This window comes from Delftia sp. Lp-1, from assembly GCF_020523835.1.
Lineage (GTDB): Bacteria > Pseudomonadota > Gammaproteobacteria > Burkholderiales > Burkholderiaceae_C > Comamonas > Comamonas acidovorans.
The window spans coordinates 872,796-897,060 of sequence record NZ_JAJALJ010000001.1; the positions used below are offsets into that span (position 1 = coordinate 872,796).

Consider the following 24,265-nt stretch of genomic DNA (forward strand, 5'->3'; position numbering starts at 1 on the left):
CGGGTGAGACGCCTTCAGCGAGGCAACGCGCTTGGCTGGATCGGGAAGGACGCAGGGAAAAGAGGAGCCTGGCCTGGTTGCAGTGCGGCTTGCGGAGCCGGTTGAACAGGCGTGGGGGCTGCGGCTGCCTTGGGCGGGCCTTCGCCGGCATCGTGGGCCTTGTCCTGGCGCAGCAGCAGGTCTTCGGGCTTGAAGTCCATGCGGCGTCCGCCATAGAGCACGGGAACGGCTCGGCCCGGTGATTGCGCTGCGCCCGCTGTCTGAATCAGGGACTGCACGTCGCCTGCTAGGCCCAGCAGGGCGGCCATGGCAGCGCTGTCTTCTTCGACAACATCCGAGTCCTTGGGATTGCGCAGCAAGGCGGTGATCTTTCCCGCCTCGCGCGCGATGATCACGCTCCGGGCCTGCGCCTGGGAGGTGTCCAGCGTGACCGTGGAGTACTGGCGCCGCTCACCGCTTCTGGGGTCATCCACGGACCGCTGGCCGGTGGCCATGACCTGGACGTTCTGCAGCAGTGGAAAGGTGGTCTTGCGGCCTTTCTGATCCAGGGTGAGCATCAGGTCGATGGCATCCCCCGGCTCCAGCAGGCCCGAGATGGAGTTGATCTCGTCCACGTGCACGGTGATGGCGCGCCGCCCTACTTCGATGCGGGCCGAGAAGGTCGGCACCTTGTCGCCTTCGAGCAGGTTCCACAGCAGGATGTCGCCGTGCTGCATGCCATGCTCCAGCGCGCGGCCTGCAATGCGGGAAAAATCCTCGGGGCCGATGGCCAGCGAGTGCGCGTAATCGTGGGGAACGTCGCGCACGGCAATGGTCTCCTTGGAGATGGGATCGCCCTTCCTGAGATCGCGTTTGGCCACGATCAGCGGCCGGGTTTTGCTTTTCCCACGCGCTTCTATGGCTTGCATCTGGCTGTTCAGGTAGCCGCGTGCGATCACTGCGGCGCCCAGGCCGATCGCAAGTGCCATGCCAAGGGCGATCCAGGTTTTGTTGGGACGCAGGGCGGTGATTCGGGCGAGTGCGGAGTTCATGGCTGACGGGTCAAATGGGCAGGGAGAGGGCGAAGCTGAACTTCTGGTAGGCAGCCTGCAGGGCGAGCAGCAACTGGTGCAGCACGCTGTTGCTGTCCACCATGCCGACGCCCAGCGCGAAGGCCAGGGCCGCGCAGACCACGGCGTACTCCACCGAGGACTGGCCGCGCAGGCGATGGGCAAGCTTCATGGCGTGGTCTCCACCGCCACGCTGGTGACGAGAACGATGCTGGTGAGGCCCAACGCATTGCGGGAAATGACGGCCGTCGCCTCTTTGCCCGGGCCGCGCATCAGCACCGTGATGGCGCCGGTCTCAGAGCCGAACGCGTGGGCCTTGGTGTCTGTGGCGGCGTCGAAGCGGCGTTCCAGTGCATAGCCCTGCTCCTGCAGCGCCGCAGTGAGGCGTTGCGCATTGAGCGCCTCGCCGTGCCTGTTCGTGGCAACGAGATGGGTGGACAGCTGGCCACCGTCCTGGGTGTTCAGCAGGCTGGCGATCTCGGTTCCAGCTGGCAGCAGGCGCCGCCATCGGGCTCTTTCCCCCTGGCTGCGGGCCTTGCCGCTCAAGGCTGCGCGCAGGTGGGTGACAGCGACAAGGCCGCGCGTGCCGCCGTCGGGGGTGGGTTCCAGTCGAATGGTGAGGTAGTGCTCGCCCTGGGCGCGGCCCAGAATGCGCTGGCCATCGCGCTGGTCGTCCATCAGGGGCTGGCCCAGGGTGCGCACAAACCAGTCGCCGGTCTGCCTGGGTGTGCTGCGGGTGGCGAAGCCGGTCAGCCGCATGGGCAGGCCGTCCAGGTCCATCTGCTGGCCGATGTGGTAGCTCCTGGCATGTTCGGGCAGCGGGATCTCGGGCCAGTTGGCCTGCGCAAAGGCATGGGTGAGCCCTGGCGTCAGCAGGCTCAGGCAGATGGAACGGAGCATGCGGGCCGTTGTCATCATTCGGCCCTGAGCCTGTCTGCCGGAACAATGTCCTGCCACTTGTCCAGGCGTCCGAACTTGGGGGCCGGCACCTCCATCAACTCGAAGACCGGTATGGCCACATCCAGCAGCGTCTCCACCGGGGAGAACAGGCTGTTGAGCGGCGCCAGCCGGCCGAACCGGTCCATGGTCTGCTCCACGGAGCGCGAGGCCCAGGGCTCGATGAGCACGCTGGTGTGGCGTGTGACGCGCAGGTCCAGTTGGTCGAAGGGGGTGTAGCTTTGGATGCCTGCGGGCAGGTTGGCCAGTGGCACGGAGATGTTGGCGCGGTAGATGCCTGGGGCGTTCAACCCGATGCGTCCGTGGTTCGCCAGAGGCACTTTGCTGAAGGGTACGCCGTCTAGGCTGGCCTTGAAGGCCTCTCTGTGCGCTGTGGACTGGCTTTCGCCAAAGCTGACCGAGATGTCTGAAAAGCGCGGGATCAGCGAATTGCCTGCGGGGTCCGTCCACAGCGGATTGCGGTGTGCGTCGAAGTCGCCTGCCGTGTCGTCCGTCTTGATGGGGGCTTCGGGTCGGCTGAAGTAGCGCCTGCGCACTTCGGCTGCCAGTTGTGTAGGCAGCTTGTAGCTGCCCGCCGCGTCGTTGTGTACCGTGGCATCGAAGGCCGCATAGCGGCTGGCCATCTGGGTGGCATGGGCAATGTCCTGGTACTTGCCGATCATGGGCATCAGCAGGAACAGGCCCAGCAGGGGCGCCGCCATGGCCAGGAATTCGACCAGGGCCTGGCCTGCCTGCCGCCTTGGGTAGCGGGCGCGGTTCAGGAGGTTCATGGGATCAGCCCTCCCTGGCGCATCTGCTGGCCAAGTACATCGGGTTGGGAGTGGATCAGGCGCACCTGCCAGTACGGGTTGAACAGGCTGGGCAGCTCCAGGGGGAGACCCTGGCTTGCGCCATAGCGGTTCTGACGCTGTGCCAGAGGGCGCTCGAAGAACACTTCGGACGTGGCAACGGCCACCATTTCGTCTTTGGCGACCTGGCTCTGATAGGCGTTGATGCGGCTGTCCGGCGTGCCGCTTATTTCGCTGGCGCCATCGGAGGTGCGCAATTCGCTGCGCGCCCGCGACAGGCGCACACTGAACCGCAACGTGGGGTCGTTCTTGTCCGGTTGCAGCTGGCTCAGGTCGTAGTAGCTGGGCAGGCCGGTGTAGTGGGTCCAGTGCGCGGAGGAGGCTCTGGCAGAGGCCCTTCTGTTGTTGCGGGAGCCTCCGAGCCAGGCGGACGAGTCATTCTGGTCCAGGTCGTCGGGGTGGGCCTGCTGTTCGCCCCAGGCGATGGGCTCCTCCCTGAGCCGGCAGCGTGGAATGAGCCCGCCCTTTCGCTGGGCGCGCCAGAACGACTCGGTGTCTTCGGCGATCCACTCGTCGTAGTTGACCAGTTCGGTACCGCCGCGTCGGCGCACCTCGCTTTTGCGCCACATGAGGATGCAGATTTCGTCTGGGCCAGGCACTTCTGCCTCGGCCGTCCAGACACGCTCCTTGGTGAATCTGTCGCTATGCGCCGCATACACAGCCAGTTTGGCCATGCGGCCTCGGTCCTCGCCGCTGTAGAGCTGGGTGAAGCTGCCCCAGTCGTCGGGGCCTATGGGCTCCACCTTTACGCTGCCATCGCCCGCGTAGTTGGCCTGGGCCACGTCCTTCATCACACTGCTGCGTATGTCCTGCAGGTAGGAGCGGGCGTGCAGCAGGTTGTGCGCCTTCTGTATTGCCTGTTTGTTGGCCTCTACGGCTGTGACCGTATCGAATGCCAGCGACGGCACCATCTTGGCCATCTGCTGGATGTACTGGCCCGCGTACTGCACGGTGGCGTAGCACATGATCGCGTACATCTCGTTGTAGTGGAATGCAGCACCGATCAATGCGCCCCAACCGGTGTAGTCAGCACATTCGGGGAACTGCGTGGGCAGGTTCTCCGCGTGGGTCTGTGCGTATTGCGCCCACGAGGACAGGCTCACCATCTGCGCCACCAGCACCTCGTTGGCGATCAGGGCGCGATTGCCGTAGGCCTTGAAATTCATCGCCCGCGCGTGCATCACGCCGGCGCTGTAGGCCACGGCATCGGCCGTGCTGACGAGCTTGGTTTTTTCCTGGGAGAGCTGGCCGGTGTTGAACAGAAAGAACAGCGAGGCCAGTGCACCGATCAGGACAAAGATGCCGTAGATCAGTGCCTGCCCGCGTTGCCTGTCCTGCCTCCGTATTCGACCGCCGCGCAGGGTGGTGATGGTGGACATGGGCAGGCCCGCTTACTTGTTCTCGTAGGCGTCGAGGCCTTTTTCCTTGCGCTCTCCATCGGCCTTGCCGGCTGCAGTGCCTGCCGCCTGGATGGCCGTCTTGGCTGACTTGCCGGCCACTTCATTGGCAATACCGGAAGTCTGGGCGCGGATGGTTTCGCCAAAGTACTGGTAGACGGCAATGGCGGCCACACCAATCAGGGCCACGATGATGATGTATTCGGTCATGCCCTGGCCGCGTTGCTTGCGAGATTGAAGTGAGGTATTGAAGGTGGTCATGCAAAAACTCCTGTGCTGGTGGAAGAAATCTGTAGGGACGTAAGCAGGCAGACGCAGGGCTGCAGCCGTGCATCACGGAAACGGGGAAAAGGGAAAACGCAATTCAGGCGGAGGCGGGCACCAGGGCGGTGCTTGGCGGTTCTTCCGAATTGCGCATGTGCAGGGAATCAGCCGTGCCCAGGCACAGGGCCTTGGCCTTGGCGTCAGCGCACTGCGTCAAGGCGCTGAATGAAAGCGATGCATGGATGGTCTCTCCCTCAAGGTTGGCGGTGGACTGCCGCTTTGGCGCTGCGCGCCAGGACAGTTCTGCGTGGGGCATTGGCAGGAAAAAGGCGCCTGCATATGCCTGACTTTCAGGTGGCGATTCATTGCGCCCCGAAGTCATTTCTTGTGCCGCCAAGCCTATGAATTTTTTTCTCGCATGTCTCTAAGACAACTCCTGACGATGTTTCTGAATGCATCGTCGGAGATTCTTGCTGTCATTTCAATAGCAAGCTATTTAATGAATTCCGTGTTTTCGACGATCCATCTGTGTCAGATAGATCGAGGCGAAATGGGCTCAAGCAGGGTGATCTGAAAAATCAATCTGAATCGATGCAGGACGATTCCTATTTTTCAGAATTCAGGTGCGGGCCGCCGACAGGAGCCTGGGCGCGGGGCTCGATGGGCAGGAGTGCGGGCATGCCGCTGCGGCGTCGGCATGCCGGTGAAAAGTTTGAAATGACGGCCGGCTTGAGGATGGCCGGCCGCCTCTTTTACTGCCGCGCCGAGCGCACGTTGGCCGGCAAGGCGCCAGGATGGCTGGTGCGGAACGGGTTGATGTCCAGGCCGCCACGGCGCGTGTAGCGTGCGTAGACCGAGAGCTTGAGGGGGCGGCAGCGGGTCCAGATGTCCATGAAGATGCGTTCCACGCATTGCTCATGGAATTCGTTGTGGTTGCGAAAGCTCACCAGGTATTGCAGCAGGCCTTCCTGGTCGATCTGCGCGCCGCTGTAGCGGATCTGCACGCTGCCCCAGTCGGGTTGGCCTGTGACCAGGCAGTTGCTCTTGAGCAGGTGGCTGACCAGGGTTTCTGTGACGGGGCCTTCTTCATGGTTGGCGCGCAGCAGCTCGGGGGCGGGCTGGTATTGCGTGCACTCCACATCAAGGCGGTCCAGCAGCAGGCCGTCGAGCTCCTGCACCATTTCCTGGTCGAAGCGGTCCAGGCCGATGATCTTCACGCCGATGCTTCCCTTTTGCTCGCTGCCGCGCCACAGCGCTTCGGCCAGGTCGGTGCGCAGGCGTGCCTGGACTTCGGCCGCGTCGGCCAGGCGGGTGTTGTTGAAGCTGTTGAGGTAGAGTTTGAAGGACTTGCTTTCAATGAGATTGGGGGTCTCGCAGGGAATCGTGAAATGCACGAGCGCCACCTGCGGCTTGCCGCGCAGGTTGAGCCAGGACAGCTCGAAGGCCGTCCACAGGTCGGCGCCGAAGAAGGGCATCTGTCTGCCCTGAATGCCGATTTCTTCGCGCTTGGGCGCGCGGGGCAGGGGGAACAGCAGCGAGGGGGCGTACTGGTCGATGTAGGCGGAGCTTTTGCCCAGCTGGGATTGTTCGGGAGTGTTCATGGAAAAAGGGCCGGCCGTGCCGGCGCTGGTCAGGCCTGGACGGTCCGCGCGGAGCGCGTGGACCCAGGCTTTGAAGCTAACTGAATTTCCATGCCCGCAGGCATGGGTGGCCATATAAGGTCAATAAGGGTGGGTGCGCCCGGGTTCGCTGGCTCTTCAGTGGAATTCGCGCTCGCGCAGCCATTTGGTGGCGATCCATTTCTCGCCGGCCAGCACGGGCGCGCCGCCGTGCAGGGTACGCGTGGAGGGGTCGGGGCGCTCATAGCTGAAGAAGACGGCGTTGCCCCGGCGCGGCACGACTTGCAGCGGCACTTCGGGGAAGATGGTTGCGCCGCCCCGTTCGGGCTCGTTCAGGTAGATGACCAGGGTGCCCACGCGCTGGCCGCCGCGTTTGAGGATGGTGGGCGTGCCGGGTTCGCCGGGCGCGAAGTAGTCGTGGTGGGGCTTGTATTCGGCGCCCGGGCCGTAGTGCAGCACCTGCAGGCCTTCGCCATGGTCCAGCGGCCAGCGCAGCAGGCGGGCGATGCGTTCTTCCAACTGGCTGACGATGCCGGTTTCCCCACGCTGGAAGAACATGCCGTTGCTGGTTCGGTCGTCATTGATCTCTTCGCCGCCGCTTTGCGTGGCCACGGTGAGCGAGCGCGCCATGCGCGGACGCGCGGCGGCGATGATGGCGTCGCACTCCTCGTGCGAGAGCAGGTTGCCGAAGACCACGATGCGCGGGTTGCGCATGCTGACCAGCACCTGGACCTGGCGGTCGCCGACATCGATGCTGCTGGGGTCCTGGGCAAGGTCCGGTTCGGGCAGGCTCGAGGCCGAGACGACGACGGCCGGTGGCGCTACATCGCCCTGTTCGGGCAGGTCCAGCGCCTGCCTTGCCAGTTCTTCGCTCCAGCCCACGTCGCGCATGGAGCGCAGCAGGGCCGCAGGCCCTATGCCGGATGCGCGCTGGTCGCGCACCCATTGCATGAGTTCAGGCGTGAGACCGACGGGCAGGTCCTGCGCGGCGGTCTGGGAATCTGGTGAGGATTTGAGGCTCATGGCGTGCAGTGCGGCCCTTGCCGCAGTGAATGGACTCCAAAGGCATCGAGGCCGGGGCCGGCCGGTGGCCGGCGAGGCTCAGTCAGCGGTCTTGCGACGGAACACCAGGCGCGCAGGCGTCGAGGAAGCTGGCGCCAGCGCGTAGCCCTCCAGATCGAAGGCTTCGAGTTCAGCCGCGCTGCGAGCGCGTCGTTGTATGGCAAATCGTGCCATCAGCCCGCGCGCACGTTTGGCATGGAAGCTGATGATCTTGTAGGCGCCGTTCTTGTAATCCTCGAATGCGCATTCCACCACCGGGGGCTTGAGGTGCTTCAAGTCTACCGATTTGAAGTATTCCTGCGAAGCCAGGTTGACGATGACGCGCTCGCCCGCCGGCTGCTTGGCCGCGCGCTGGTTCAGGTGCTCGGCAATGCGGCTGCCCCAGAACTGGTAGAGGTTGCTGCCATGCGCGGTTTCCAGCCGTGTGCCCATTTCCAGGCGGTAGGGCTGCATGCGGTCCAGCGGGCGCAGCACGCCGTACAGGCCGCTGAGGATGGCCAGGTGCTGCTGGGCCCAGTCCAGGTCCTCGGCATCCAGGCTGCGTGCCTGCAGGCCCTCGTAGACATCGCCGTTGAAGGCGAGCAGCGCCTGCCGGGCGTTTGTGGCCGTGAAGCGCGGGCTGAAGGCCTCGTAGCGCGCCACGTTGAGCGCGGCCAGCTTGTCGCTGATGCCCATCAGTTCCGACAGTTGCTGGGGCGACTGGCGGCGCAGCACTTCGATCAGCTCCAGCGGCTGTTCGGAGAAGACGGGCAGCGTGTGCGGCAGTTTCGGGGGCAGTGGGGTGTCGTAGTCCAGCGATTTGGCGGGGGAGAGCAGCAACAGCATGGCGGGACGGAAGCTCCTGGAAAGAGGTGGACGGAAGGCGTGGGGAGACGTATGAGGTGAGGGCGGAGGCGGAAACAAACAGGGGCCGCGAGGGCCCCTGTGTTGTCACTGTCTGTGGTCAGACTTGGGCCGCGCCCTGCGGCTGCGGCTGCTGCTCGAACGGCAGTTGCAGCTCGCTGAGGTCCTTGCGTGTTTCCACGAGGATCAGCGGGCCGTCATCCAGAGCGACCACGGGCGGGCGCTCGCGCACGACGCGCTCGGGCTGCGGTTCGGCGGCGATGGCTGCCTGGGCTGCTGCTACCTTGTCGGCATCGGAGCCCACCCATTGCAGACCCGAAGCGGCGGCCAGCGCCTGCAGCTCGGACATGGGCAACTGGTAGGCCTGGACCTTGGGCAGGCCGCGTTCGGCGGTTGCTTCAACGGCCTTGGCTGCTGCGGGCGCGACTGCCACTGCGGCAGGAGCGGCCACGGGTGCAGATGCCACCACGGGGGCAGGTGCGACCGGCGCGGGGGTCACCGCAGCCACGGGCGCGGGAGCGGCAACCTGCTGCTCGGGCACGGGGGCCGCGACGGGTTGCTGCACCGCTTGGGCTGCTGCGGGCTGCGCAGGCACTTGCGCTTCGGCCATGGCTTCAGGAGCCTGGGCTTCGGCGGCAGGGCTGGCTGCGTTGAAGTAGCTGCGGCGGGCAGGCTGGTCCTGCTCGGGAGCGGCGGCTTCGAAGGATTGGACGGCTTCGCCCTCCGCTTCGCGCGGTGCGCGCTCTGCACGGTCACCGCGATCGCCACGCTCGCGGCGGTCACGGCCATAGCGGTCGCGCGAACGGCGCTGGCGCGGCTGCTCTTCGCCGGAGGCGGGGGCAGCGTTGTCCAGGGACGGGTCCTGTTGCTGGGCCTGGTTGTCCAGGTTCTCTTCGGTCTCGGGAGCGACTTCGAACTGGCGGGGCTGGCGCTCGCTGCGTTCGGCGCGTTCACCACGTTCACCGCGCTCGCCACGTTCGCGGCGACCTTCACCGCGCTCCTGGCGCTCGCCACGCGGGGCGCGCTCGGGACGCTGCTCGATGGTGCTGCCATCTGCAGCGACAGCGGCCACGCCGTTCACGGCTTCCAGCGGCTGGCGGCTTTCACCGTCACGGCTGCGTTCACCACGGCCACGGCGTTCGCCGCGGTCGGCGCGCTCACCGCGCTCGCCACGATCCGGGCGCTCTCCACGCTCCGGGCGTTCACCGCGTTCACCACGCTCGGCATTGCGGCGGTTGCGATCACCGTTGCCGGCCTGGCGTTCGGCATTGGGGGCGCCAGCGCGCTCGCCATTGCGCTCCGAGCGCTCGCCACGCTCACCATTGCGTTCGTTGCGGCGGCCACGGTTGTCGTTGCGGCCATCACGGCGTGCTTCGCGAGCGGGGGCTTCGGCGGCCGGAGCGGGCGCTGCGACCGGTGCAGGTGCCGCGCTAAAGCCGAACAGGCTCTTGAGCCAGGCAAAGAAGCCTTGCTCGCGTACCACGACGGGGGCGACGGCCGGTGCGGGCGCTGCAGCGGTTGCCGCAGGCTTGGCATCGCGCTGCTGGCCGTTGGCCGGGCGGTTGCGGCTGCCTTCGGGACGGGGCTCGGCAATAGGGGCCGGCATGTCGGGCAGCACGCCCTTGATCATGGGCGTCTGCTTGTTGGTGGGCTCCTGCGAGCGGCGCGTCACCGTGGTTTCCGCGTCCAGCTCCTCGGCCAGCTTGTAGCTGGCTTCCATGCTTTCCAGGCGCACGTCGTCGTGCTTGAGGCGCTCGAGCTTGTAGTGCGGCGTGTCCATGGACTTGTTGGGGACCATGATCACGTTGACGCGCTGCTTGAGTTCGATCTTGGTGATCTCGCCGCGCTTTTCGTTGAGCAGGAAGCTGGCCACTTCCACGGGCACCTGGCAGTGCACGGCGGCCGTGTTGTCCTTCATGGACTCTTCCTGGATGATGCGCAGGATCTGCAGCGCCGAGCTTTCCGTGTCACGCACGTGGCCGGAGCCGCCGCAGCGCGGGCAGTTGATGTGCGCGCCTTCGGACAGGGCGGGCTTGAGGCGCTGGCGGCTCATCTCCATGAGGCCGAACTTGCTGATGGTTCCGAACTGCACGCGGGCACGGTCCTGGCGCAGCGCGTCGCGCAGGCGGTTCTCGACCTCGCGGCGGTTCTTGCTCTCCTCCATGTCGATGAAGTCGATGACGATCAGGCCGCCCAGGTCACGCAGGCGCATCTGGCGCGCGACTTCGTCGGCGGCTTCCAGGTTGGTGCGGGTGGCGGTTTCCTCGATGTCGCCGCCCTTGATGGCGCGGGCCGAGTTCACGTCGATGGAGACCAGCGCTTCGGTGTGGTCGATGACGATGGCGCCGCCCGAGGGCAGGGTCACGGTGCGCGCGTAGGCCGATTCGATCTGGTGCTCGATCTGGAAGCGGCTGAACAGCGGGGCGTCGTCACGGTAGCGTTTGACGCGGGCGGCATGCTCGGGCATGACGTGCTGCATGAACTGCTGCGCCTGCTCGTAGATGTCGTCGGTGTCGATGAGGATGTCGCCGATGTCGCCATTGAAGTAGTCGCGGATGGCGCGGATCACCAGGCTCGATTCCTGGTAGATCAGGAAGGCGCCCTTGGCCGACTTGGCGGCGCCATCGATGGCGTTCCACAGCTTGAGCAGGTAGTTCAGGTCCCACTGCAGCTCGGGCGCGGTGCGGCCGATGCCGGCGGTGCGCGCAATGATGGACATGCCCTTGGGGTACTCAAGCTGGTCCATCGCCTCCTTGAGTTCGGCACGGTCCTCGCCCTCGATGCGGCGCGAGACGCCACCGCCGCGCGGGTTGTTGGGCATCAGCACCACGTAGCGGCCGGCCAGCGAGATGAAGGTGGTCAGGGCCGCGCCCTTGTTGCCGCGCTCTTCCTTCTCGACCTGGACGATCAGTTCCTGGCCTTCGCGGATGACTTCGTTGATGCGGGCCTGGCTGGGGGAGACGCCTTCGGCGAAATACTGCTTGGAGATTTCCTTGAAGGGCAGGAAGCCGTGGCGGTCTTCGCCGTAATCGACGAAGCAGGCCTCGAGGCTGGGCTCCACGCGCGTGACCACGGCCTTGTAGATGTTGCCCTTGCGCTGCTCGCGCCCTTCGATTTCGATTTCGTAGTCGAGCAGCTTCTGGCCATCGACGATGGCAAGGCGACGTTCTTCCGACTGCGTGGCGTTGATGAGCATCCGTTTCATGATGCGTTTCCTTTATTCGTTTTCTCTGGGGCGCGCCGGAGTGCAGACTCTGCTGCCAGACCGTCACGCCTTTGACTTGTAATCAAAGACAGGCTCGCGAGGGAGCCGAGATGCCGGACTGACGCGTCGAAACGAAAGGAATCGCCGGATGCCTTGATGCTTGAGACCTGGCTCAAGTCAGCAATGGGGGCAAGGGCAGGGGGACGAGAGCGATGAGAGAGGCACGCCGTCCAGCTTCAAGCGAAGCTGCTGCACGTGCGGGGCAGGCGGGAGGCTTGGGGGCGGCAATGATCCTGGGCGCAGGCGTTTTCCTGCTCCACAGCGTGACCATCCATGCCCAAAAGATCCACATGCTCGCTTTTGATCCGCTGGCAGCGGTGGACGCCGGGTCCGACCCCTTCTGCCAGCTTGAGATTCCGTATCAGTGTTTCAATTCGTCAGCCACAACCGATGCAACGACGAACTTCGCAGGCCATCTTTTCCTGCTGTTTCGCGTGCATGACACCGGATGGCATCGACCTGCCTGTGCGGGGAAATGGTTGTTTGGACTAAACTCCATGAGAATCAACCACTTATAAATAGTTCGGCACAGGTGAAACACATTATAGAGGGCAAACCGGCAGACGACCGTTCCCTGAACGCAGCCACTGCCGCAGTGCGGCTGATTGAAGTCGATGACGATTCGGCCGGACAGCGGTTGGACAACTTTCTCATACGCCATCTCAAGGGCGTTCCCAAGACCCATGTCTATCGCATCATCCGCAGTGGAGAAGTGCGCATCAACAAAGGGCGCGTCAGTGCGGAAACCCGCGTTTCTAGCGGCGATATCGTCCGCATACCGCCCGTGCGCATTTCAGAAAAAGTCGCCGAAAAGGCCGAGCGGCCGGCGCCAGCCAGGGATTTCCCCAGTCTGCTGGAAGACGAGCACCTGATCGCCATCGACAAGCCCGCCGGTGTGGCCGTGCATGGCGGCTCGGGTGTGAGTTTTGGTGTCATCGAGCAACTGCGCCAGGCGCGGCCGCAAAGCCGCTTTCTGGAGCTGGTGCATCGGCTCGACCGCGAGACATCCGGCATCTTGCTGGTGGCCAAGAAGCGCTCGGCGCTGACGCATCTGCAGGACCAGTTCCGCGAGCGCGAAACCGGCAAGACCTACCTGGCCCTGGTCCAGGGCACTTGGCCGGCCAACCACAAGGTGATTGATCTGCCGCTGCACAAGTACCTGCAGGCCGACGGCGAACGCCGCGTGCGGGTGACCACGGCCGATGATCCTGACGGCATGCGTTCCGTCACGCTGGTGCGCGTTCGCAGCACGCTGGCGCCCCAGCCCCTGCTGGGACTACCGGCCATGAGCCTGCTGGAGGTGACCATCAAGACCGGGCGCACGCACCAGATCCGCGTGCACCTGTCCAGCCAGGGGCACCCGATTGCGGGCGATGACAAATATGGCGACTTCGACCTGAACCGACGCCTGCAGAAGCAGGGGCTCAAACGCATGTTCCTGCACGCATGGCGGCTACAGTTCACCCACCCGGCCAGTGGCGAGCGGGTGGAGCTGCGCGCCGAGCTTCCCGAAGAACTGGCCCGTTTCGCTGGCTGACGCTGGCTCTGACTCCTTGTAGATATGACAAATCCTGGTTCTTCCGAGATGCACCGTGCGCGCCGCTTCGATCTCATTGCCTTCGACTGGGATGGGACGCTGTCGGATTCCACCGCGGTGATCGTCAAGTGCATTCAGGCGGCCGTGGCCGATGTGGGGGGCACGCCTCCCAGCGATGAGGCGGCGTCCTATGTGATCGGCATGGCGCTGATGCCCGCATTGGCGCGTGCAGCTCCCGATGTGCCGCCCGAAAAATACCCCGAGCTGGGCAACCGCTATCGCCACCATTTCATCAAGCACCAGGACGACATCAGCCTGTTCGCCGGCGTGCTGCCCATGCTGGCGGCGCTGCGCGAGCGAGGGCACCTGCTGGCCGTGGCCACGGGCAAGAGCCGCCGTGGTCTGAACGATGCGCTACAGGACCCGCAGCTGCGCGGCATGTTCGACAGCTCGCGCACGGCGGACGAGACCGCCGGCAAGCCGAATCCGCTGATGCTGCAGGAGTTGATGGCCGAGTTTGGTGCGGACCCTTCGCGGGTGCTGATGATCGGCGACACCACGCACGACCTGGAACTGGCCCGCAATGCAGGCTGTGCCAGCGTGGGCGTGGGCTATGGCGCGCATCCCACCGACGGCTTTGGCGTGCTGAAGCCGTTGCATGTGGCGCAGAGTGTTGCGGATTTGCATCAGTGGCTGTTGGCCCATGGCTGAGTCGTCATGCCCGCGTCAGCGCGTTGATTCATGCTCGTGAGGTGTGCCGTTGACCGTTGAACGCATCGTTCTGTGCGCCAGCGATGCCCTGCAGGAAGGGGCGAATGCCGTGCCTTTCGACGTGGTCTACGCGGGTCATGCCTGCCGCGCATTCGCCATCCGCTTCGAGGGACAGGTGCATGCCTATCTGAATCGCTGCACCCATGTGGCCATGGAGATGGACTACCAGCCGGACCGCTTTTTCGATGACACCGGACGCTGGCTGCTGTGCGCCACCCATGGAGCGGCCTACGCGCCCGACAGCGGCGCCTGCGCTGGCGGGCCCTGCCGTGGCGGCCTTGTGAAAATCTCCCTGAGCGAAAGCGCGGGGGTGGTGCACTGGCATACTGCCGATAACCTGAAACCCGTCGAGTTCTGACATGACTTCCCCCATACCTCCGGAAAATCCTGGCTCCGCATCGCACCCATCCCCGGGGGCGGACCTGTGGGCCCGGGCCACGCCCGCCACGGCGGCTGCCGATGCGCGCACGGCGGCATCGAGCGGCTGGGAGCGGGAGGTGCTGGAAAAGCTGGTCTTCGCCACCATCAACGAGCAGCGTGCCTCGCGCCGCTGGCGCCTGTTTGGCCGCCTGCTGTGGACGGCGCTCATCCTCGTGGTGCTGTGGGTGCTGTTTGCCAAGGACACGGCGACCACGACCAGTTCCTCCCCGCACACGGCCGTGGTCGAGGTCAAGGGCGAGATCGCCGCAGGTGCCGACGCCAGCGCGGAATTTGTGGTGGCCGCCATGCGCAGTGCTTTCGAGGATTCGGGCTCGCGTGCCGTGGTGCTGCTGATCAACTCGCCGGGCGGCAGCCCTGTGCAGGCCGGCATCATCAATGACGAAATCGTGCGGCTCAAGGGCAAGTACGACAAGCCCCTGTATGCCGTGGTGGAAGAGACCTGCGCTTCGGCCGCCTACTACATTGCCGCCGCCGCCGATGAGATCTTTGTGGACAAGGCCAGCATCGTGGGCAGCATCGGCGTGCTCATGGATGGCTTTGGCTTCACCGGCGCCATGGAAAAGCTCGGCGTGGAACGCCGTCTGCTGACGGCTGGCGAGAACAAGGGTTTCCTGGACCCGTTCAGCCCCATGTCCGAAGGGCAGCGCGAACATGCCCACAAGATGCTGGGCCAGATCCACTCGCAGTTCATCAACGTGGTCAAGGCTGGCCGTGGTGATCGCCTGCATGAGACGCCCGAGACTTTCAGCGGCCTGTTCTGGACCGGCCAGCAGGCGGTGGAGATGGGCCTGGCCGACAAGCTGGGCAGTCTTGACTATGTGGCCCGTGAAGTGGTCAAGGCGGAAGAGGTGGTGGATTACACACGCCGCGACAACGTGGCCGAGCGCCTGGCCAAGCGTTTCGGCGCGGCCTTTGGAGGCGGTGCGGTGCAGGCACTGCGTTCCAGCCTCCCGGCTCTGCGCTGATTCTTGCGGGGTTTCCCGCTCGGTCTGCCAAGACGAAAAAGCCCGCCTTCTTGTCGAAGGCGGGCTTTTTCGCTGGTGGGCGGCTTCAGCGGCCGATGGAGAACACCACCGGCGTGCGGTTGTCCGGCGCTTCCTTGTGCTGGCGCCATTCGCGCACCAGTCGGCTTTCGATGCGGGCGCTCTCCAGTGTCAGGCCGCAGGCCAACGCCAAACGGGTATGGGGTTGCAGCGTCTGCAGCAGGGCTTGCCAAAGCGCGGCGTTGCGGTAGGGCGTCTCGATGAACTGCTGGGTCTGGCCTTGGCGCAATGCCAGGGCTTCAAGCTCCTTGATGCGCTGTACCCGTCCGCCGGCATCCTGTGGCAGGTAGCCCACAAAGGCATAGTTCTGTCCGTTGAGCCCGCTGGCGGCCAGTGCCAGTAGCAGCGATACGGGTCCGATCAGCGGCACGACACGTATGCCCAAATCGTGCGCGGCGCGCACGATGGAACTGCCGGGGTCGGCCACGGCGGGCATTCCGGCCTCGCTGACCAGTCCCATGTCGTGTCCGGCCAGCAAGGGGGCGAGCAGTGGCTTGGCGTCAAAGACGGCGGCACCCTTGTCGCCATGGTCCCCCTTCTTGTGGGCCTCGCGCGGCAGCTCGGTGATCTGCTGGGTCTGCAAGGGCTGGGCCAGTGCATGCAGCGCGTCGATGCGCTTCAGATAGGCGCGTGTGCTCTTGGCGTTTTCGCAGATCCAGTGGGTCAGCTGCGCAGCGGTGCGCAGTGTCCCATCGGGCAGGACCTGCGTCAGTGGTGTTTGCTCATCGCAGCCGAAGTCCAGCGGCGCGGGCACCAGGTAGAGCGTTCCTGTCAGGGGCTTGGTGATGGCATCGCTCATGGCAGAACGGCCCCTGCGGCGCGCAGCAACTGGCATGTGCGGATCAGCGGCAGGCCGATCAGTGCCGTGGGATCGTCGCTGACGATGGCGTCGAGCAGGGCAATGCCCAGGCCCTCGCTCTTGGCGCTGCCTGCACAGTCATAAGGCTGCTCGGCGCGCAGGTAGCGCTCGATTTCCGCATCGTTGAGATCGCGAAAGCGCACCTGAACCGTCACCACGTCGGTCTCGGAAAAGCCGGTTTCCTGGCAGACCACGCTCACGGCAGTGTGGAAATTCATCTGGCGCCCGCTCATCTGGCGCAACTGTTCGGTGGCGCGTTCATGGTTGCCGGGCTTGGACAGCGGCAGGCCATCGAGTTCGGGCACCTGGTCGGAGCCGATGACAACGGCGCCGGGGTGCAGCGCAGCCACGGCCTGGGCCTTGGCCAGGGCCAGGCGCAGGGAAAGGGCGTGCGGTGTCTCTCCGGCCAGAGGTGTTTCATCGACTTCCGGGGAGACGGTCTGGAATGGCAGCCGCAGCCGCTCCAGGAGTTCGCGGCGGTAGCGTGAGGTGGAGCCAAGGATCAGGGGACGCGCCAGGCCGGGAGCCTGGGCTAAGGCGGGGTGGGGAGCTTGCATGCCCGGATTCTCTTACACTGCCCGCATGAGCAAGGAATTTTCTGCGGCCCGCCTCGATGTTCGCGCTTTCGCGCAATCGCAGGGCCATCTTCAGGACCAGACAACACTGTCAGTCTTTCCGCGTCTGGCCCAGGATGCGCAGCCGGATGCCGGTGACACGCACGGCCAGGTGCACTGGCAGGCGGACGGCGAGCTGGTCGAGCAGACCGGCGGCCCCGGTCAGGTGTGGCTGCATCTGCAGGCCGATGCCGTCGTGCCCATGGTGTGCCAGCGCTGCCTGGCCCTGGCGCCCATCACCCTGCAGGTTGATCGGTCTTTTCGCTTTGTTGCGGATGAAGCCACAGCCGAGTCCGAGGACGATGAAAGCGATGAGGACCTGCTGGTGCTCAGCCGCGAGTTCAATCTGCTCGAACTCATAGAGGACGAGTTGCTCATGGAGCTGCCCGTGGTGCCGCGTCACGATGTCTGCCCCGAGTCTGTGAGCTTGCAGTCCAGCGACGCGGACTTCGAGCAGGCCATCGAGGACAAGCCCAATCCGTTCGCCGTCCTTCGCGGCCTGGATGTGGGCAAATCCGCAGACTGATCGAGATGCCCGGAAAAAAGGTCGAGGCCGGGAAAAGCGATTGCGCTATAATCAAGGGCTTCGCGCGAAACCCCCTCGTGTCTTTAATGGGCTGATCGCGTTTTTTACCAACCCTTTTCAGATACACAGGAGCCATCATGGCTGTTCAGCAGAACAAGAAGTCCCCCTCCAAGCGCGGTATGCACCGTTCGCACAATGCACTGAATGTGCCTGGCATCGCCGTGGAACCCACCACGGGTGAAACCCACCTGCGTCACCACATCAGCCCCAACGGCGTGTACCGCGGCCGTCAAGTGCTGAAGAACAAGTCCGAAGCCTGACCTTCGACCGTTCCCGCAGAGCCCGCGGCTACAGTTTTCGTAGCGCGGGCTTTTGTTTTTTCTGATGGCCGTTCCTATCTTTCCAGGCCTTGCAACAGGCTTGCCAGTCGCTCATGATCACTTTGGCCGTTGACTGCATGGGGGGTGATCACGGCCCCCGCGTCACGCTCGCGGCGTGCCGCCAGTTCCTCGATTCCCATTCCGACGCCCGGCTGCTGCTGGTCGGCCAGCCCGATGCGCTGGCTGGCTTTGCGCATGAGCGCGCCAGCGTGGTGCCGGCCTCGGAAGTCGTCGGCATGGATGACCCGATCGAGGTGGCGCTGCGCAGGAAGAAGGATTCCTCGATGCGCGTCGCCATCCAGCAGGTCAAGGATGGCCAGGCTGCTGCTGCCGTGTCGGCTGGGAATACGGGTGCGCTGATGGCCATCTCGCGCTACCTGCTCAAGACGCTGGATGGCATCGATCGTCCCGCCATCGCTCCCCAGTTGCCCAACGCCAAGGGTGGTGCCACCACGGTGCTGGACCTGGGTGCCAACGTGGACTGCTCGGCCGAGCATCTGCTGCAGTTCGCCGTCATGGGCTCGGCCCTGGTGTCTGCGCTGAACAACGAAGAGGCGCCTTCGGTGGGCCTGCTCAATATCGGCGAAGAGCAGATCAAGGGCAGCGAAGTCATCAAGCGTGCGGGCGAACTGTTGCGCGCGGCCGGCAAGGCCGGTCACCTGAACTTCTACGGAAACGTCGAAGGCAACGATATCTTCAAGGGCACGACCCAGGTCGTGGTCTGTGACGGCTTTGTGGGCAACGTGGCCCTCAAGTCTTCCGAGGGGGTGGCGTCCATGATCTCCAATGCCCTCAAGCAGGAGTTCAAGCGCAACATCTTCACCAAAATGGCTGCAATCGTTGCCTATCCGGTGCTAACTGCGCTGATGAATCGCGTGGACCATCGGCGTCACAACGGTGCGGCGCTGCTGGGCCTTCGTGGGCTGGTGTTCAAAAGCCATGGGTCAGCCGATGCCTTGGCTTTCGAGCACGCGCTGAACCGCGCGTATGATGCGGCCCGCAACAACCTGCTCGACCGTGTCCGTACCCGCATCTCCGCAGCCCTGCCTCTTTTGCTGGCTGCGCAGTCGGAATCAGGACCGTCGGCGCCCTAATACAGATGAGACGCTACGCACGCATCACCGGCACGGGCAGCTACCTGCCACCCCGCCGACTCACCAATCACGATCTGGCAGCCGAACTGGCCCAGCGTGGCATCGAGACCTCGGACGAGTGGATCGTCGAGCGCACCGGCATCCATGCCCGTCACTTTGCCGCGCCCGACGTGGCCAGCAGCGATCTGGCCCTGGAGGCGTCGAAGAAGGCGCTGGAGGCCGCTGGCTGCCAGCCACAGGACATCGACCTGATCATCGTCGCCACCTCGACGCCCGACATGGTCTTCCCGTCCACTGCCTGCATCCTGCAGAACAAGCTTGGCGCCAATGGCTGCGCGGCCTTTGACGTGCAGGCTGTGTGCAGCGGCTTTGTCTACGCGCTCACGGTGGCCGATGCCATGATCCAGTCCGGCGCCGCAAGCCGCGCGCTGGTGGTGGGTTCCGAAGTCTTCAGCCGCATCCTTGATTTCAACGACCGCACGACCTGCGTGCTGTTCGGCGACGGCGCCGGCGCGGTGGTGCTGGAGGCGTCCGATCAGCCTGGGATCCTGGCGTCCGACCTGCATGCCGATGGCAAGCATGTCGGCATCCTCTGCGTGCCGGGCAATGTGTCCGGCGGCCAGGTGCTCGGCGATCCGCTGCTGAAGATGGATGGACAGGCCGTGTTCAAGCTGGCGGTCGGCGTGCTGGAAAAGGCCGCCCGCGCGACGCTGGACAAGGCAGGGCTCACCGATGCCGACATCGACTGGCTGATCCCTCACCAGGCCAACATCCGCATCATGCAAAGCACGGCGCGCAAGCTCAAGCTGTCCATGGACAAGGTGGTGGTGACCGTGGACCAGCATGGCAATACCTCGGCCGCCTCGATCCCGCTGGCGCTGGACCACGGCGTGCGCAATGGCCAGGTCAAGCCCGGGCAGACCGTGCTGCTGGAAGGCGTGGGCGGTGGCTTCACCTGGGGTGCGGTGCTTCTCAAGATGTGATGCGGGATGCCTGCCTGTCGGCAGGCTCCCATGGCGCGGCTTTTATTTTTGAAAATATGAAGAAGTTTGCATTCGTCTTTCCCGGCCAGGGTTCGCAATCGGTAGGTATGCTTGATGGATGGGGCGACCATCCTGTTGTGGCGCAGACGCTGGCCGAAGCCTCCGAGGCGCTGGGTGAAAACATCGGCCAGCTGATCCAGCAAGGACCGAAGGAAGCCCTGGCGCTCACCACCAACACCCAGCCCGTGATGCTGGTGGCCGGTGTGGCCGCCTGGCGCGTGTGGCAGGCCGAAGGCGGCGCGCTGCCCGATGTCGTGGCAGGCCATTCGCTGGGCGAGTATTCCGCCCTGGTCGCCTCGGGCGTGCTGACGCTGGCCCAGGCTGCCCCGCTGGTGCGCCTGCGTGCTGCAGCCATGCAGGAGGCCGTGCCCGTGGGCACGGGCGCCATGGCGGCCATCCTGGGCCTGGACGCCGACAAGGTGCGCGCAGGCTGCGCCGAGGTCACGGCTGCCCTGGGTGGCGCTGAAGTCGTCGAAGCCGTCAATTTCAACGATCCTTCGCAGACCGTTATCGCCGGCAGCAAGGCTGCTGTCGAAAAGGCCTGCGAAGCCCTCAAGGCCGCAGGCGCCAAGCGTGCCCTGCCGTTGCCCGTGTCGGCGCCGTTCCATTCCAGCCTGATGAAGCCTGCGGCCGAAAAGCTCAAGGCGGCGCTGGCTGCCACGGCGCTGGCTGCACCGCAGATTCCCGTGCTCAACAACATCGACGTGGCGGTCGAGCAAGACGCCGACGCCATCCGCGATGCGCTGTATCGCCAGGCCTTTGGCCCGGTGCGCTGGGTTGAATGCGTTCAGGCCATGAAGGCGCGCGGCATCGTGCATCTCGTCGAGTGCGGTCCCGGTAAGGTGCTCATGGGCCTGACCAAGCGGATTGACGCGGACCTGACGGCCGCTGCCCTCTATGATCCGGCCACGCTGGCCGACGTGAAAGAATCCCTCGCATGACTGACAACCAGAACAAGCCCCAGGTTGCCCTGGTGACGGGCGCCTCGCGTGGCATTGGTGCTGCCATTGCCCAGGAGCTGGCGGCGCGCGGCTACCGCGTGATCGGCACGGCCACCACCGACGGTGGCGCGGAAAAGATCGGCCAGGCCCTGTCGGCCCATGAGGGCTGCCGCGGCGTGAACCTCAATGTCACGGATGGGGCGGCCGTCGATGCCTTGATCGACAGCATCGTTAAGAATGACGGCGGCCTGCATGTGCTGGTCAACAACGCCGGCATCACACGCGACACGCTGGCCATGCGCATGAAGGACGACGACTGGGATGCGGTGATCGACACCAATCTCAAGGCCGTTTTCCGAGTCAGCCGTACGGCCATTCGGCCCATGATGAAGCAGCGTTTTGGCCGCATCATCAATATCACCAGCGTCGTTGGCGCCTCCGGCAACCCCGGTCAGGCCAACTATGCAGCCGCCAAGGCCGGCGTTGCCGGCATGACGCGCGCGCTGGCCCGTGAACTGGGCAGCCGCGGCATCACGGTCAACTGCGTGGCGCCTGGCTTCATTGCCACCGACATGACGGCGGAGCTGCCCGAAGAGCAGAAGAACGCCCTCAAATCGCAGATCGCCATGGGCGATCTGGGTCAACCCAGCGACATCGCCCATGCCGTGGCCTACCTCGCATCTGCGGGTGCGGGATACGTCACCGGCCAGGAATTGCACGTCAACGGCGGCATGTACATGTAAGTGCTGCGGCGGCTGCGGGCAGACCCCTGCCAGAAGCCGGCGTTGCTTGCAACAGAAGAGGCCGTTTCCTCGCGACGGCCGGCTGAAGAGGGTCTGAGGCCCGAAGCAGCTAGAATCGCGGGTTCATTCACAACCCCCAGAGGGAAACCATGAGCGATATCGAAGCACGTGTCAAAAAAATCATTGCCGAACAACTCGGCGTTGAAGAGTCTCAAGTCACCAACGAAAAGGCCTTCGTGGCTGATCTGGGTGCTGACTCCCTGGACACGGTGGAGCTGGTGATGGCCCTGGAAGATGAATTCGGCATCGAGATCCCCGACGAAGACGCGGAAAAGATCACGACGGTGCAAAACGCCATCGACTACGCCAACACCCACCAGAAGGCCTGATAGGGCCCTGACCCGAGCGATCAGCAGAAGGTTTTACGCATGAGCCGTCGTCGCGTTGTCGTGACCGGCCTGGGTTGCATCTCCCCCGTGGGTAACACGGTGGGCGACGCCTGGGCCAATCTTTTGGCCGGCCAGTCCGGCATTGACCTCATCACCAAGTTCGATGCCTCGAACTTTGCCTGCAAGATTGCGGGTGAGGTCAAGGGATTCGATGTGGAGTCGTACATGAGCGCCAAGGATGCGCGCTCCATGGACACCTTCATCCATTACGGCATCGCTGCTGCGGCGCAAGCCGTGCAGGACTCAGGTCTGCCCACGGGTGAGGCCTTGTCGGATGATCTGGCCACGCGCATCGGCTGTGTGATCGGTTCGGGCATCGGCGGCTTGCCGCTGATCGAGAACACCCACGCGGAACTGGCTGCGCGCGGACCGCGCCGCATCACGCCGTTCTTCGTGCCTGCCTCCATCATCAACATGGTGGCTGGCCATGTGTCCATGCGCTTCGGCTTCAAGGGGCCGAATCTTGCCGTGGTGACTGCCTGCACGACCGGGCTGCACTGCATAGGCGAGGCAGGACGCATGATCGAATACGGCGATGCCGATGTGGTGGTGGCTGGTGGCACGGAAGCCACGGTCTCCCCCCTGGGCGTCGGCGGCTTTGCCGCCATGCGCGCCCTGTCCACGCGCAATGATGATCCCAAGGCCGCTTCGCGCCCCTGGGACAAGGACCGCGACGGCTTCGTGCTGGGCGAAGGCGCGGGCGTGCTGGTGCTGGAAGAGTACGAGCATGCCAAGGCCCGCGGTGCCAAGATCTACGCCGAACTGTGTGGCTACGGCATGAGTGCCGACGCCGGCCACATGACGGCACCCAACATGGACGGCCCGCGCCGCGCCATGCTGGCAGCTTTGCGAAATGCCGGCATCAATGCCGACCAGATCGACTATCTGAACGCGCACGGCACTTCCACGCCGCTGGGCGACCTCAACGAGACCAACGCCATCAAGGCGGCTCTGGGCGATCACGCCAAGAAAATCGTTGTCAGTTCGACCAAGTCCATGACAGGTCACCTGCTGGGCGGTGCTGGTGGCATCGAGAGCGTCTTCACCGTGCTGGCACTGCACGAGCAAAAGATTCCTCCGACCATCAACCTGGACAACCAGGACCCGGAGTGCGATCTCGACTACTGCGCCAATACGGCACGGGACGCGACGATCGAGGTGGCGGTGAAGAACAACTTCGGCTTCGGGGGCACCAACGGAACGCTGGTGTTCAAGCGGATCTGAGGCCTGCGCAACGCACATGAAAAGCCCGCCCCGTAAGGGAGCGGGCTTTTTTATTTCGCGCATGTGCCAGGTGAAAGCAGGATAAATGTCGGTCATGCTGCGGTTTTGCGACACTGCAGGCATGCCGTCTCGCCATGCGCCGCCCGCAGTTCGCCATCCGCTGAAGCCATCGCGCACCGTGGCAGCATGCATTTGTGCGCTCTGGCTGCTGGCCGCCATGCTTTTGCTGGCATGGGCCTTGAATCTCCAGGCAGGGAGGTGGCCTGCAGCCGTGGCCGTTGCGGTTTGCCTGGTTGCTGCTGCAGGCATGTGGCATGGATGGCACAGCTTGGGTAAAGGTTTCATCGCCTGGGATGGCGTGCAGTGGTCGATCGGCGAGGCGGGCCCATGCCAGGCTGCACAGCCGGTACTGCTGCAGGTGCGAGCCGATGGTGGATCGTGGTTGTGGGTGCAGGTCCGTCCCCTGGTTTCCATGGTGCCGGCGGGGCCCTTGCGTTGGCACAGCTCCCGCTGGCTGCTCCTGTTGTGCAGGCAGAGTCCGGAAACCTGGGGTGATTTGCGGCGTGCTGTATATTCCCCGGCCAGACCTACAGAACGGGCGCAATGACTGCGCCAGGGCCGCCGCGGCCCGTCTTCACCGATTTCATGACGCCTCCCGAATTCCCGCCTTCTTCTGCCGATAGCGACCTGGCTCTGGTCGAGCGCACCAACGCAGGAGACATGCGGGCCTTCGAGCTACTGGTCATCAAGTACCAGCGCCGCATCGAGCGCCTCATCGGCCGCATGGTGCGCGATGTGGACTTGGTGCCGGACATTGCGCAGGAAACCTTCATTCGCGCCTATCGGGCCCTGCACCAGTTTAGGGGTGATGCCCAGTTCTATACCTGGCTGTACCGCATTGCCGTGAATACTGCCAAGAAGGCGCTGCTGGACATGAAGCGCTCGCCGCTGATCACCGAAAGCGCGTTACACAACGGGGATGACGATGATGAAACTTCCCGGGTCAGCCAGGAACTAACCACCGAAGAAACGCCCGAAACGATCCTGGCAGCCCAGGAAATCGCCCAGGCAGTCAACGCCGCCATGGAGGCTTTGCCCGAGGATCTCCGACAGGCTGTCACGTTGCGGGAAATCGAAGGCCTGAGCTACGAGGAAATCTCGAACGCCATGGGTTGCCCCATCGGCACCGTGCGCTCACGGATTTTTCGCGCACGGGAAGCGATTTCAGCCAGGGTCAAGCCTTTGCTGGAGCGCCAGTCGGGCAAGCGTTGGTAGGCGTGACGGGGTTGTGGCCGC

At 64.5% G+C, this 24,265-nt stretch carries 26 protein-coding genes; 14 read left to right on the forward strand and 12 right to left on the reverse strand.

The genetic code is table 11. From position 1 onward, the window contains the following. Positions 1-14: 14 nt before the first annotated feature. The 10 genes from cpaB to LGR64_RS03820 form a co-directional block, all read right to left on the reverse strand. On the reverse strand, positions 15-968 hold the full coding sequence (gene cpaB, locus LGR64_RS03775; protein ID WP_230355003.1) for a Flp pilus assembly protein CpaB: 954 nt from the start codon (positions 966-968) through the stop codon (positions 15-17). 73 nt (positions 969-1,041) lie between these two features. Continuing rightward, positions 1,042-1,221, reverse strand: coding sequence for a hypothetical protein (locus tag LGR64_RS03780; RefSeq protein ID WP_016447814.1), 180 nt, complete (start codon positions 1,219-1,221; stop codon positions 1,042-1,044). Next, positions 1,218-1,949, reverse strand: coding sequence for a hypothetical protein (locus LGR64_RS03785; protein ID WP_230355004.1), 732 nt, complete (start codon positions 1,947-1,949; stop codon positions 1,218-1,220). The genes LGR64_RS03780 and LGR64_RS03785 overlap by 4 nt, the downstream gene beginning before the upstream one ends. 14 nt (positions 1,950-1,963) lie before the next feature. After that, positions 1,964-2,776, reverse strand: coding sequence for a TadE/TadG family type IV pilus assembly protein (locus tag LGR64_RS03790; RefSeq protein ID WP_141834144.1), 813 nt, complete (start codon positions 2,774-2,776; stop codon positions 1,964-1,966). Then, positions 2,773-4,233 carry a pilus assembly protein TadG-related protein gene (locus tag LGR64_RS03795; RefSeq protein WP_141834147.1) on the reverse strand — a complete coding sequence of 487 codons (1,461 nt, stop codon included), beginning with the start codon at positions 4,231-4,233 and terminating at the stop codon, positions 2,773-2,775. The genes LGR64_RS03790 and LGR64_RS03795 overlap by 4 nt, the downstream gene beginning before the upstream one ends. A 12-nt stretch (positions 4,234-4,245) precedes the next feature. Next, positions 4,246-4,512 (reverse strand): Flp family type IVb pilin, encoded by a 267-nt coding sequence (locus tag LGR64_RS03800; protein ID WP_071956642.1) that lies wholly within the window; start codon positions 4,510-4,512, stop codon positions 4,246-4,248. Positions 4,513-5,267: 755 nt separating this feature from the next. Continuing rightward, positions 5,268-6,116 carry an NADPH-dependent 7-cyano-7-deazaguanine reductase QueF gene (gene queF / locus LGR64_RS03805; RefSeq protein WP_013800978.1) on the reverse strand — a complete coding sequence of 283 codons (849 nt, stop codon included), beginning with the start codon at positions 6,114-6,116 and terminating at the stop codon, positions 5,268-5,270. A 156-nt stretch (positions 6,117-6,272) separates the two neighbouring features. Then, positions 6,273-7,157: a 2OG-Fe(II) oxygenase gene (locus LGR64_RS03810; protein WP_141834155.1), complete on the reverse strand. Its 885-nt coding sequence runs from the start codon at positions 7,155-7,157 to the stop codon at positions 6,273-6,275. Between the two features lie 78 nt (positions 7,158-7,235). Then, positions 7,236-8,021, reverse strand: coding sequence for a peroxide stress protein YaaA (gene yaaA / locus LGR64_RS03815; RefSeq protein WP_013800980.1), 786 nt, complete (start codon positions 8,019-8,021; stop codon positions 7,236-7,238). 118 nt (positions 8,022-8,139) lie between these two features. After that, positions 8,140-11,244: an Rne/Rng family ribonuclease gene (locus tag LGR64_RS03820; RefSeq protein WP_141834158.1), complete on the reverse strand. Its 3,105-nt coding sequence runs from the start codon at positions 11,242-11,244 to the stop codon at positions 8,140-8,142. A 323-nt stretch (positions 11,245-11,567) separates the two neighbouring features. On the opposite strand from LGR64_RS03820, the gene LGR64_RS03825 reads away from it, so the two are divergent. The 5 genes from LGR64_RS03825 to LGR64_RS03845 are packed head-to-tail and all read left to right on the forward strand — an operon-like array spanning position 11,568 to position 15,018. Further along, on the forward strand, positions 11,568-11,822 hold the full coding sequence (locus LGR64_RS03825) for a hypothetical protein (RefSeq protein ID WP_230355005.1): 255 nt from the start codon (positions 11,568-11,570) through the stop codon (positions 11,820-11,822). Continuing rightward, positions 11,780-12,841, forward strand: coding sequence for an RluA family pseudouridine synthase (locus LGR64_RS03830; RefSeq protein ID WP_198406404.1), 1,062 nt, complete (start codon positions 11,780-11,782; stop codon positions 12,839-12,841). The genes LGR64_RS03825 and LGR64_RS03830 overlap by 43 nt, the downstream gene beginning before the upstream one ends. A 24-nt stretch (positions 12,842-12,865) precedes the next feature. Continuing rightward, the gene (locus LGR64_RS03835) at positions 12,866-13,552 is read left to right on the forward strand and encodes an HAD family hydrolase (RefSeq protein WP_012207078.1); all 687 of its coding nucleotides are present in this window, start codon (positions 12,866-12,868) and stop codon (positions 13,550-13,552) included. A 49-nt stretch (positions 13,553-13,601) separates the two neighbouring features. Then, on the forward strand, positions 13,602-13,970 hold the full coding sequence (locus LGR64_RS03840; RefSeq protein WP_013800985.1) for a Rieske (2Fe-2S) protein: 369 nt from the start codon (positions 13,602-13,604) through the stop codon (positions 13,968-13,970). A 1-nt stretch (position 13,971) separates the two neighbouring features. Continuing rightward, the gene (locus LGR64_RS03845) at positions 13,972-15,018 is read left to right on the forward strand and encodes a S49 family peptidase (RefSeq protein WP_012207076.1); all 1,047 of its coding nucleotides are present in this window, start codon (positions 13,972-13,974) and stop codon (positions 15,016-15,018) included. Between the two features lie 85 nt (positions 15,019-15,103). Here the strand turns inward: LGR64_RS03845 and LGR64_RS03850 are convergent, their stop codons facing one another. Further along, positions 15,104-15,895: an SAM-dependent methyltransferase gene (locus LGR64_RS03850; protein WP_096913817.1), complete on the reverse strand. Its 792-nt coding sequence runs from the start codon at positions 15,893-15,895 to the stop codon at positions 15,104-15,106. After that, positions 15,892-16,512 (reverse strand): Maf family nucleotide pyrophosphatase, encoded by a 621-nt coding sequence (locus LGR64_RS03855; RefSeq protein WP_063328139.1) that lies wholly within the window; start codon positions 16,510-16,512, stop codon positions 15,892-15,894. The genes LGR64_RS03850 and LGR64_RS03855 overlap by 4 nt, the downstream gene beginning before the upstream one ends. A 25-nt stretch (positions 16,513-16,537) precedes the next feature. On the opposite strand from LGR64_RS03855, the gene LGR64_RS03860 reads away from it, so the two are divergent. The 9 genes from LGR64_RS03860 to rpoE all read left to right on the forward strand — a co-directional run bounded on the left by LGR64_RS03860 (position 16,538) and on the right by rpoE (position 24,244). Next, a complete protein-coding gene (locus LGR64_RS03860; RefSeq protein ID WP_034396686.1) occupies positions 16,538-17,095 on the forward strand; it encodes a YceD family protein in 558 nt (185 codons plus the stop codon). A 137-nt stretch (positions 17,096-17,232) separates the two neighbouring features. Continuing rightward, the gene (rpmF, locus tag LGR64_RS03865) at positions 17,233-17,415 is read left to right on the forward strand and encodes a 50S ribosomal protein L32 (protein WP_012207072.1); all 183 of its coding nucleotides are present in this window, start codon (positions 17,233-17,235) and stop codon (positions 17,413-17,415) included. 113 nt (positions 17,416-17,528) lie between these two features. Beyond that, a complete protein-coding gene (plsX, locus tag LGR64_RS03870) occupies positions 17,529-18,569 on the forward strand; it encodes a phosphate acyltransferase PlsX (RefSeq protein ID WP_013800990.1) in 1,041 nt (346 codons plus the stop codon). Between the two features lie 5 nt (positions 18,570-18,574). Next, positions 18,575-19,552, forward strand: a complete 978-nt coding sequence (locus tag LGR64_RS03875; RefSeq protein WP_034396684.1) for a beta-ketoacyl-ACP synthase III — start codon at positions 18,575-18,577, stop codon at positions 19,550-19,552. Positions 19,553-19,608: 56 nt separating this feature from the next. Next, positions 19,609-20,553 carry an ACP S-malonyltransferase gene (gene fabD / locus LGR64_RS03880; protein ID WP_043796600.1) on the forward strand — a complete coding sequence of 315 codons (945 nt, stop codon included), beginning with the start codon at positions 19,609-19,611 and terminating at the stop codon, positions 20,551-20,553. After that, positions 20,550-21,296 (forward strand): 3-oxoacyl-ACP reductase FabG, encoded by a 747-nt coding sequence (gene fabG, locus LGR64_RS03885; RefSeq protein ID WP_013800993.1) that lies wholly within the window; start codon positions 20,550-20,552, stop codon positions 21,294-21,296. The genes fabD and fabG overlap by 4 nt, the downstream gene beginning before the upstream one ends. A 149-nt stretch (positions 21,297-21,445) precedes the next feature. Beyond that, positions 21,446-21,685: an acyl carrier protein gene (acpP, locus tag LGR64_RS03890; protein WP_003058049.1), complete on the forward strand. Its 240-nt coding sequence runs from the start codon at positions 21,446-21,448 to the stop codon at positions 21,683-21,685. Between the two features lie 39 nt (positions 21,686-21,724). Next, positions 21,725-22,969, forward strand: a complete 1,245-nt coding sequence (fabF, locus tag LGR64_RS03895; protein ID WP_013800994.1) for a beta-ketoacyl-ACP synthase II — start codon at positions 21,725-21,727, stop codon at positions 22,967-22,969. A gap of 645 nt (positions 22,970-23,614) precedes the next feature. After that, positions 23,615-24,244: an RNA polymerase sigma factor RpoE gene (gene rpoE, locus LGR64_RS03900; RefSeq protein ID WP_043783676.1), complete on the forward strand. Its 630-nt coding sequence runs from the start codon at positions 23,615-23,617 to the stop codon at positions 24,242-24,244. Positions 24,245-24,265: the final 21 nt, after the last annotated feature.

What these genes read in the sequence shown, in the direction of transcription:
- queF (WP_013800978.1), bottom strand. Translation starts at nt 6,116, where the DNA reads ATGAACACTCCCGAACAATCCCAGCTGGGCAAAAGCTCCGCCTACATC.
- LGR64_RS03845 (WP_012207076.1), top strand. Translation starts at nt 13,972, where the DNA reads ATGACTTCCCCCATACCTCCGGAAAATCCTGGCTCCGCATCGCACCCA.
- fabG (WP_013800993.1), top strand. Translation starts at nt 20,550, where the DNA reads ATGACTGACAACCAGAACAAGCCCCAGGTTGCCCTGGTGACGGGCGCC.
- fabD (WP_043796600.1), top strand. Translation starts at nt 19,609, where the DNA reads ATGAAGAAGTTTGCATTCGTCTTTCCCGGCCAGGGTTCGCAATCGGTA.
- LGR64_RS03810 (WP_141834155.1), bottom strand. Translation starts at nt 7,157, where the DNA reads ATGAGCCTCAAATCCTCACCAGATTCCCAGACCGCCGCGCAGGACCTG.
- plsX (WP_013800990.1), top strand. Translation starts at nt 17,529, where the DNA reads ATGATCACTTTGGCCGTTGACTGCATGGGGGGTGATCACGGCCCCCGC.
- LGR64_RS03830 (WP_198406404.1), top strand. Translation starts at nt 11,780, where the DNA reads ATGGTTGTTTGGACTAAACTCCATGAGAATCAACCACTTATAAATAGT.
- LGR64_RS03820 (WP_141834158.1), bottom strand. Translation starts at nt 11,244, where the DNA reads ATGAAACGGATGCTCATCAACGCCACGCAGTCGGAAGAACGTCGCCTT.
- LGR64_RS03860 (WP_034396686.1), top strand. Translation starts at nt 16,538, where the DNA reads ATGAGCAAGGAATTTTCTGCGGCCCGCCTCGATGTTCGCGCTTTCGCG.
- LGR64_RS03835 (WP_012207078.1), top strand. Translation starts at nt 12,866, where the DNA reads ATGACAAATCCTGGTTCTTCCGAGATGCACCGTGCGCGCCGCTTCGAT.
- cpaB (WP_230355003.1), bottom strand. Translation starts at nt 968, where the DNA reads ATGGCACTTGCGATCGGCCTGGGCGCCGCAGTGATCGCACGCGGCTAC.
- LGR64_RS03850 (WP_096913817.1), bottom strand. Translation starts at nt 15,895, where the DNA reads ATGAGCGATGCCATCACCAAGCCCCTGACAGGAACGCTCTACCTGGTG.
- yaaA (WP_013800980.1), bottom strand. Translation starts at nt 8,021, where the DNA reads ATGCTGTTGCTGCTCTCCCCCGCCAAATCGCTGGACTACGACACCCCA.
- LGR64_RS03795 (WP_141834147.1), bottom strand. Translation starts at nt 4,233, where the DNA reads ATGTCCACCATCACCACCCTGCGCGGCGGTCGAATACGGAGGCAGGAC.
- LGR64_RS03855 (WP_063328139.1), bottom strand. Translation starts at nt 16,512, where the DNA reads ATGCAAGCTCCCCACCCCGCCTTAGCCCAGGCTCCCGGCCTGGCGCGT.
- LGR64_RS03875 (WP_034396684.1), top strand. Translation starts at nt 18,575, where the DNA reads ATGAGACGCTACGCACGCATCACCGGCACGGGCAGCTACCTGCCACCC.
- rpmF (WP_012207072.1), top strand. Translation starts at nt 17,233, where the DNA reads ATGGCTGTTCAGCAGAACAAGAAGTCCCCCTCCAAGCGCGGTATGCAC.
- fabF (WP_013800994.1), top strand. Translation starts at nt 21,725, where the DNA reads ATGAGCCGTCGTCGCGTTGTCGTGACCGGCCTGGGTTGCATCTCCCCC.
- LGR64_RS03790 (WP_141834144.1), bottom strand. Translation starts at nt 2,776, where the DNA reads ATGAACCTCCTGAACCGCGCCCGCTACCCAAGGCGGCAGGCAGGCCAG.
- LGR64_RS03780 (WP_016447814.1), bottom strand. Translation starts at nt 1,221, where the DNA reads ATGAAGCTTGCCCATCGCCTGCGCGGCCAGTCCTCGGTGGAGTACGCC.
- LGR64_RS03785 (WP_230355004.1), bottom strand. Translation starts at nt 1,949, where the DNA reads ATGCTCCGTTCCATCTGCCTGAGCCTGCTGACGCCAGGGCTCACCCAT.
- acpP (WP_003058049.1), top strand. Translation starts at nt 21,446, where the DNA reads ATGAGCGATATCGAAGCACGTGTCAAAAAAATCATTGCCGAACAACTC.
- rpoE (WP_043783676.1), top strand. Translation starts at nt 23,615, where the DNA reads ATGACGCCTCCCGAATTCCCGCCTTCTTCTGCCGATAGCGACCTGGCT.
- LGR64_RS03800 (WP_071956642.1), bottom strand. Translation starts at nt 4,512, where the DNA reads ATGACCACCTTCAATACCTCACTTCAATCTCGCAAGCAACGCGGCCAG.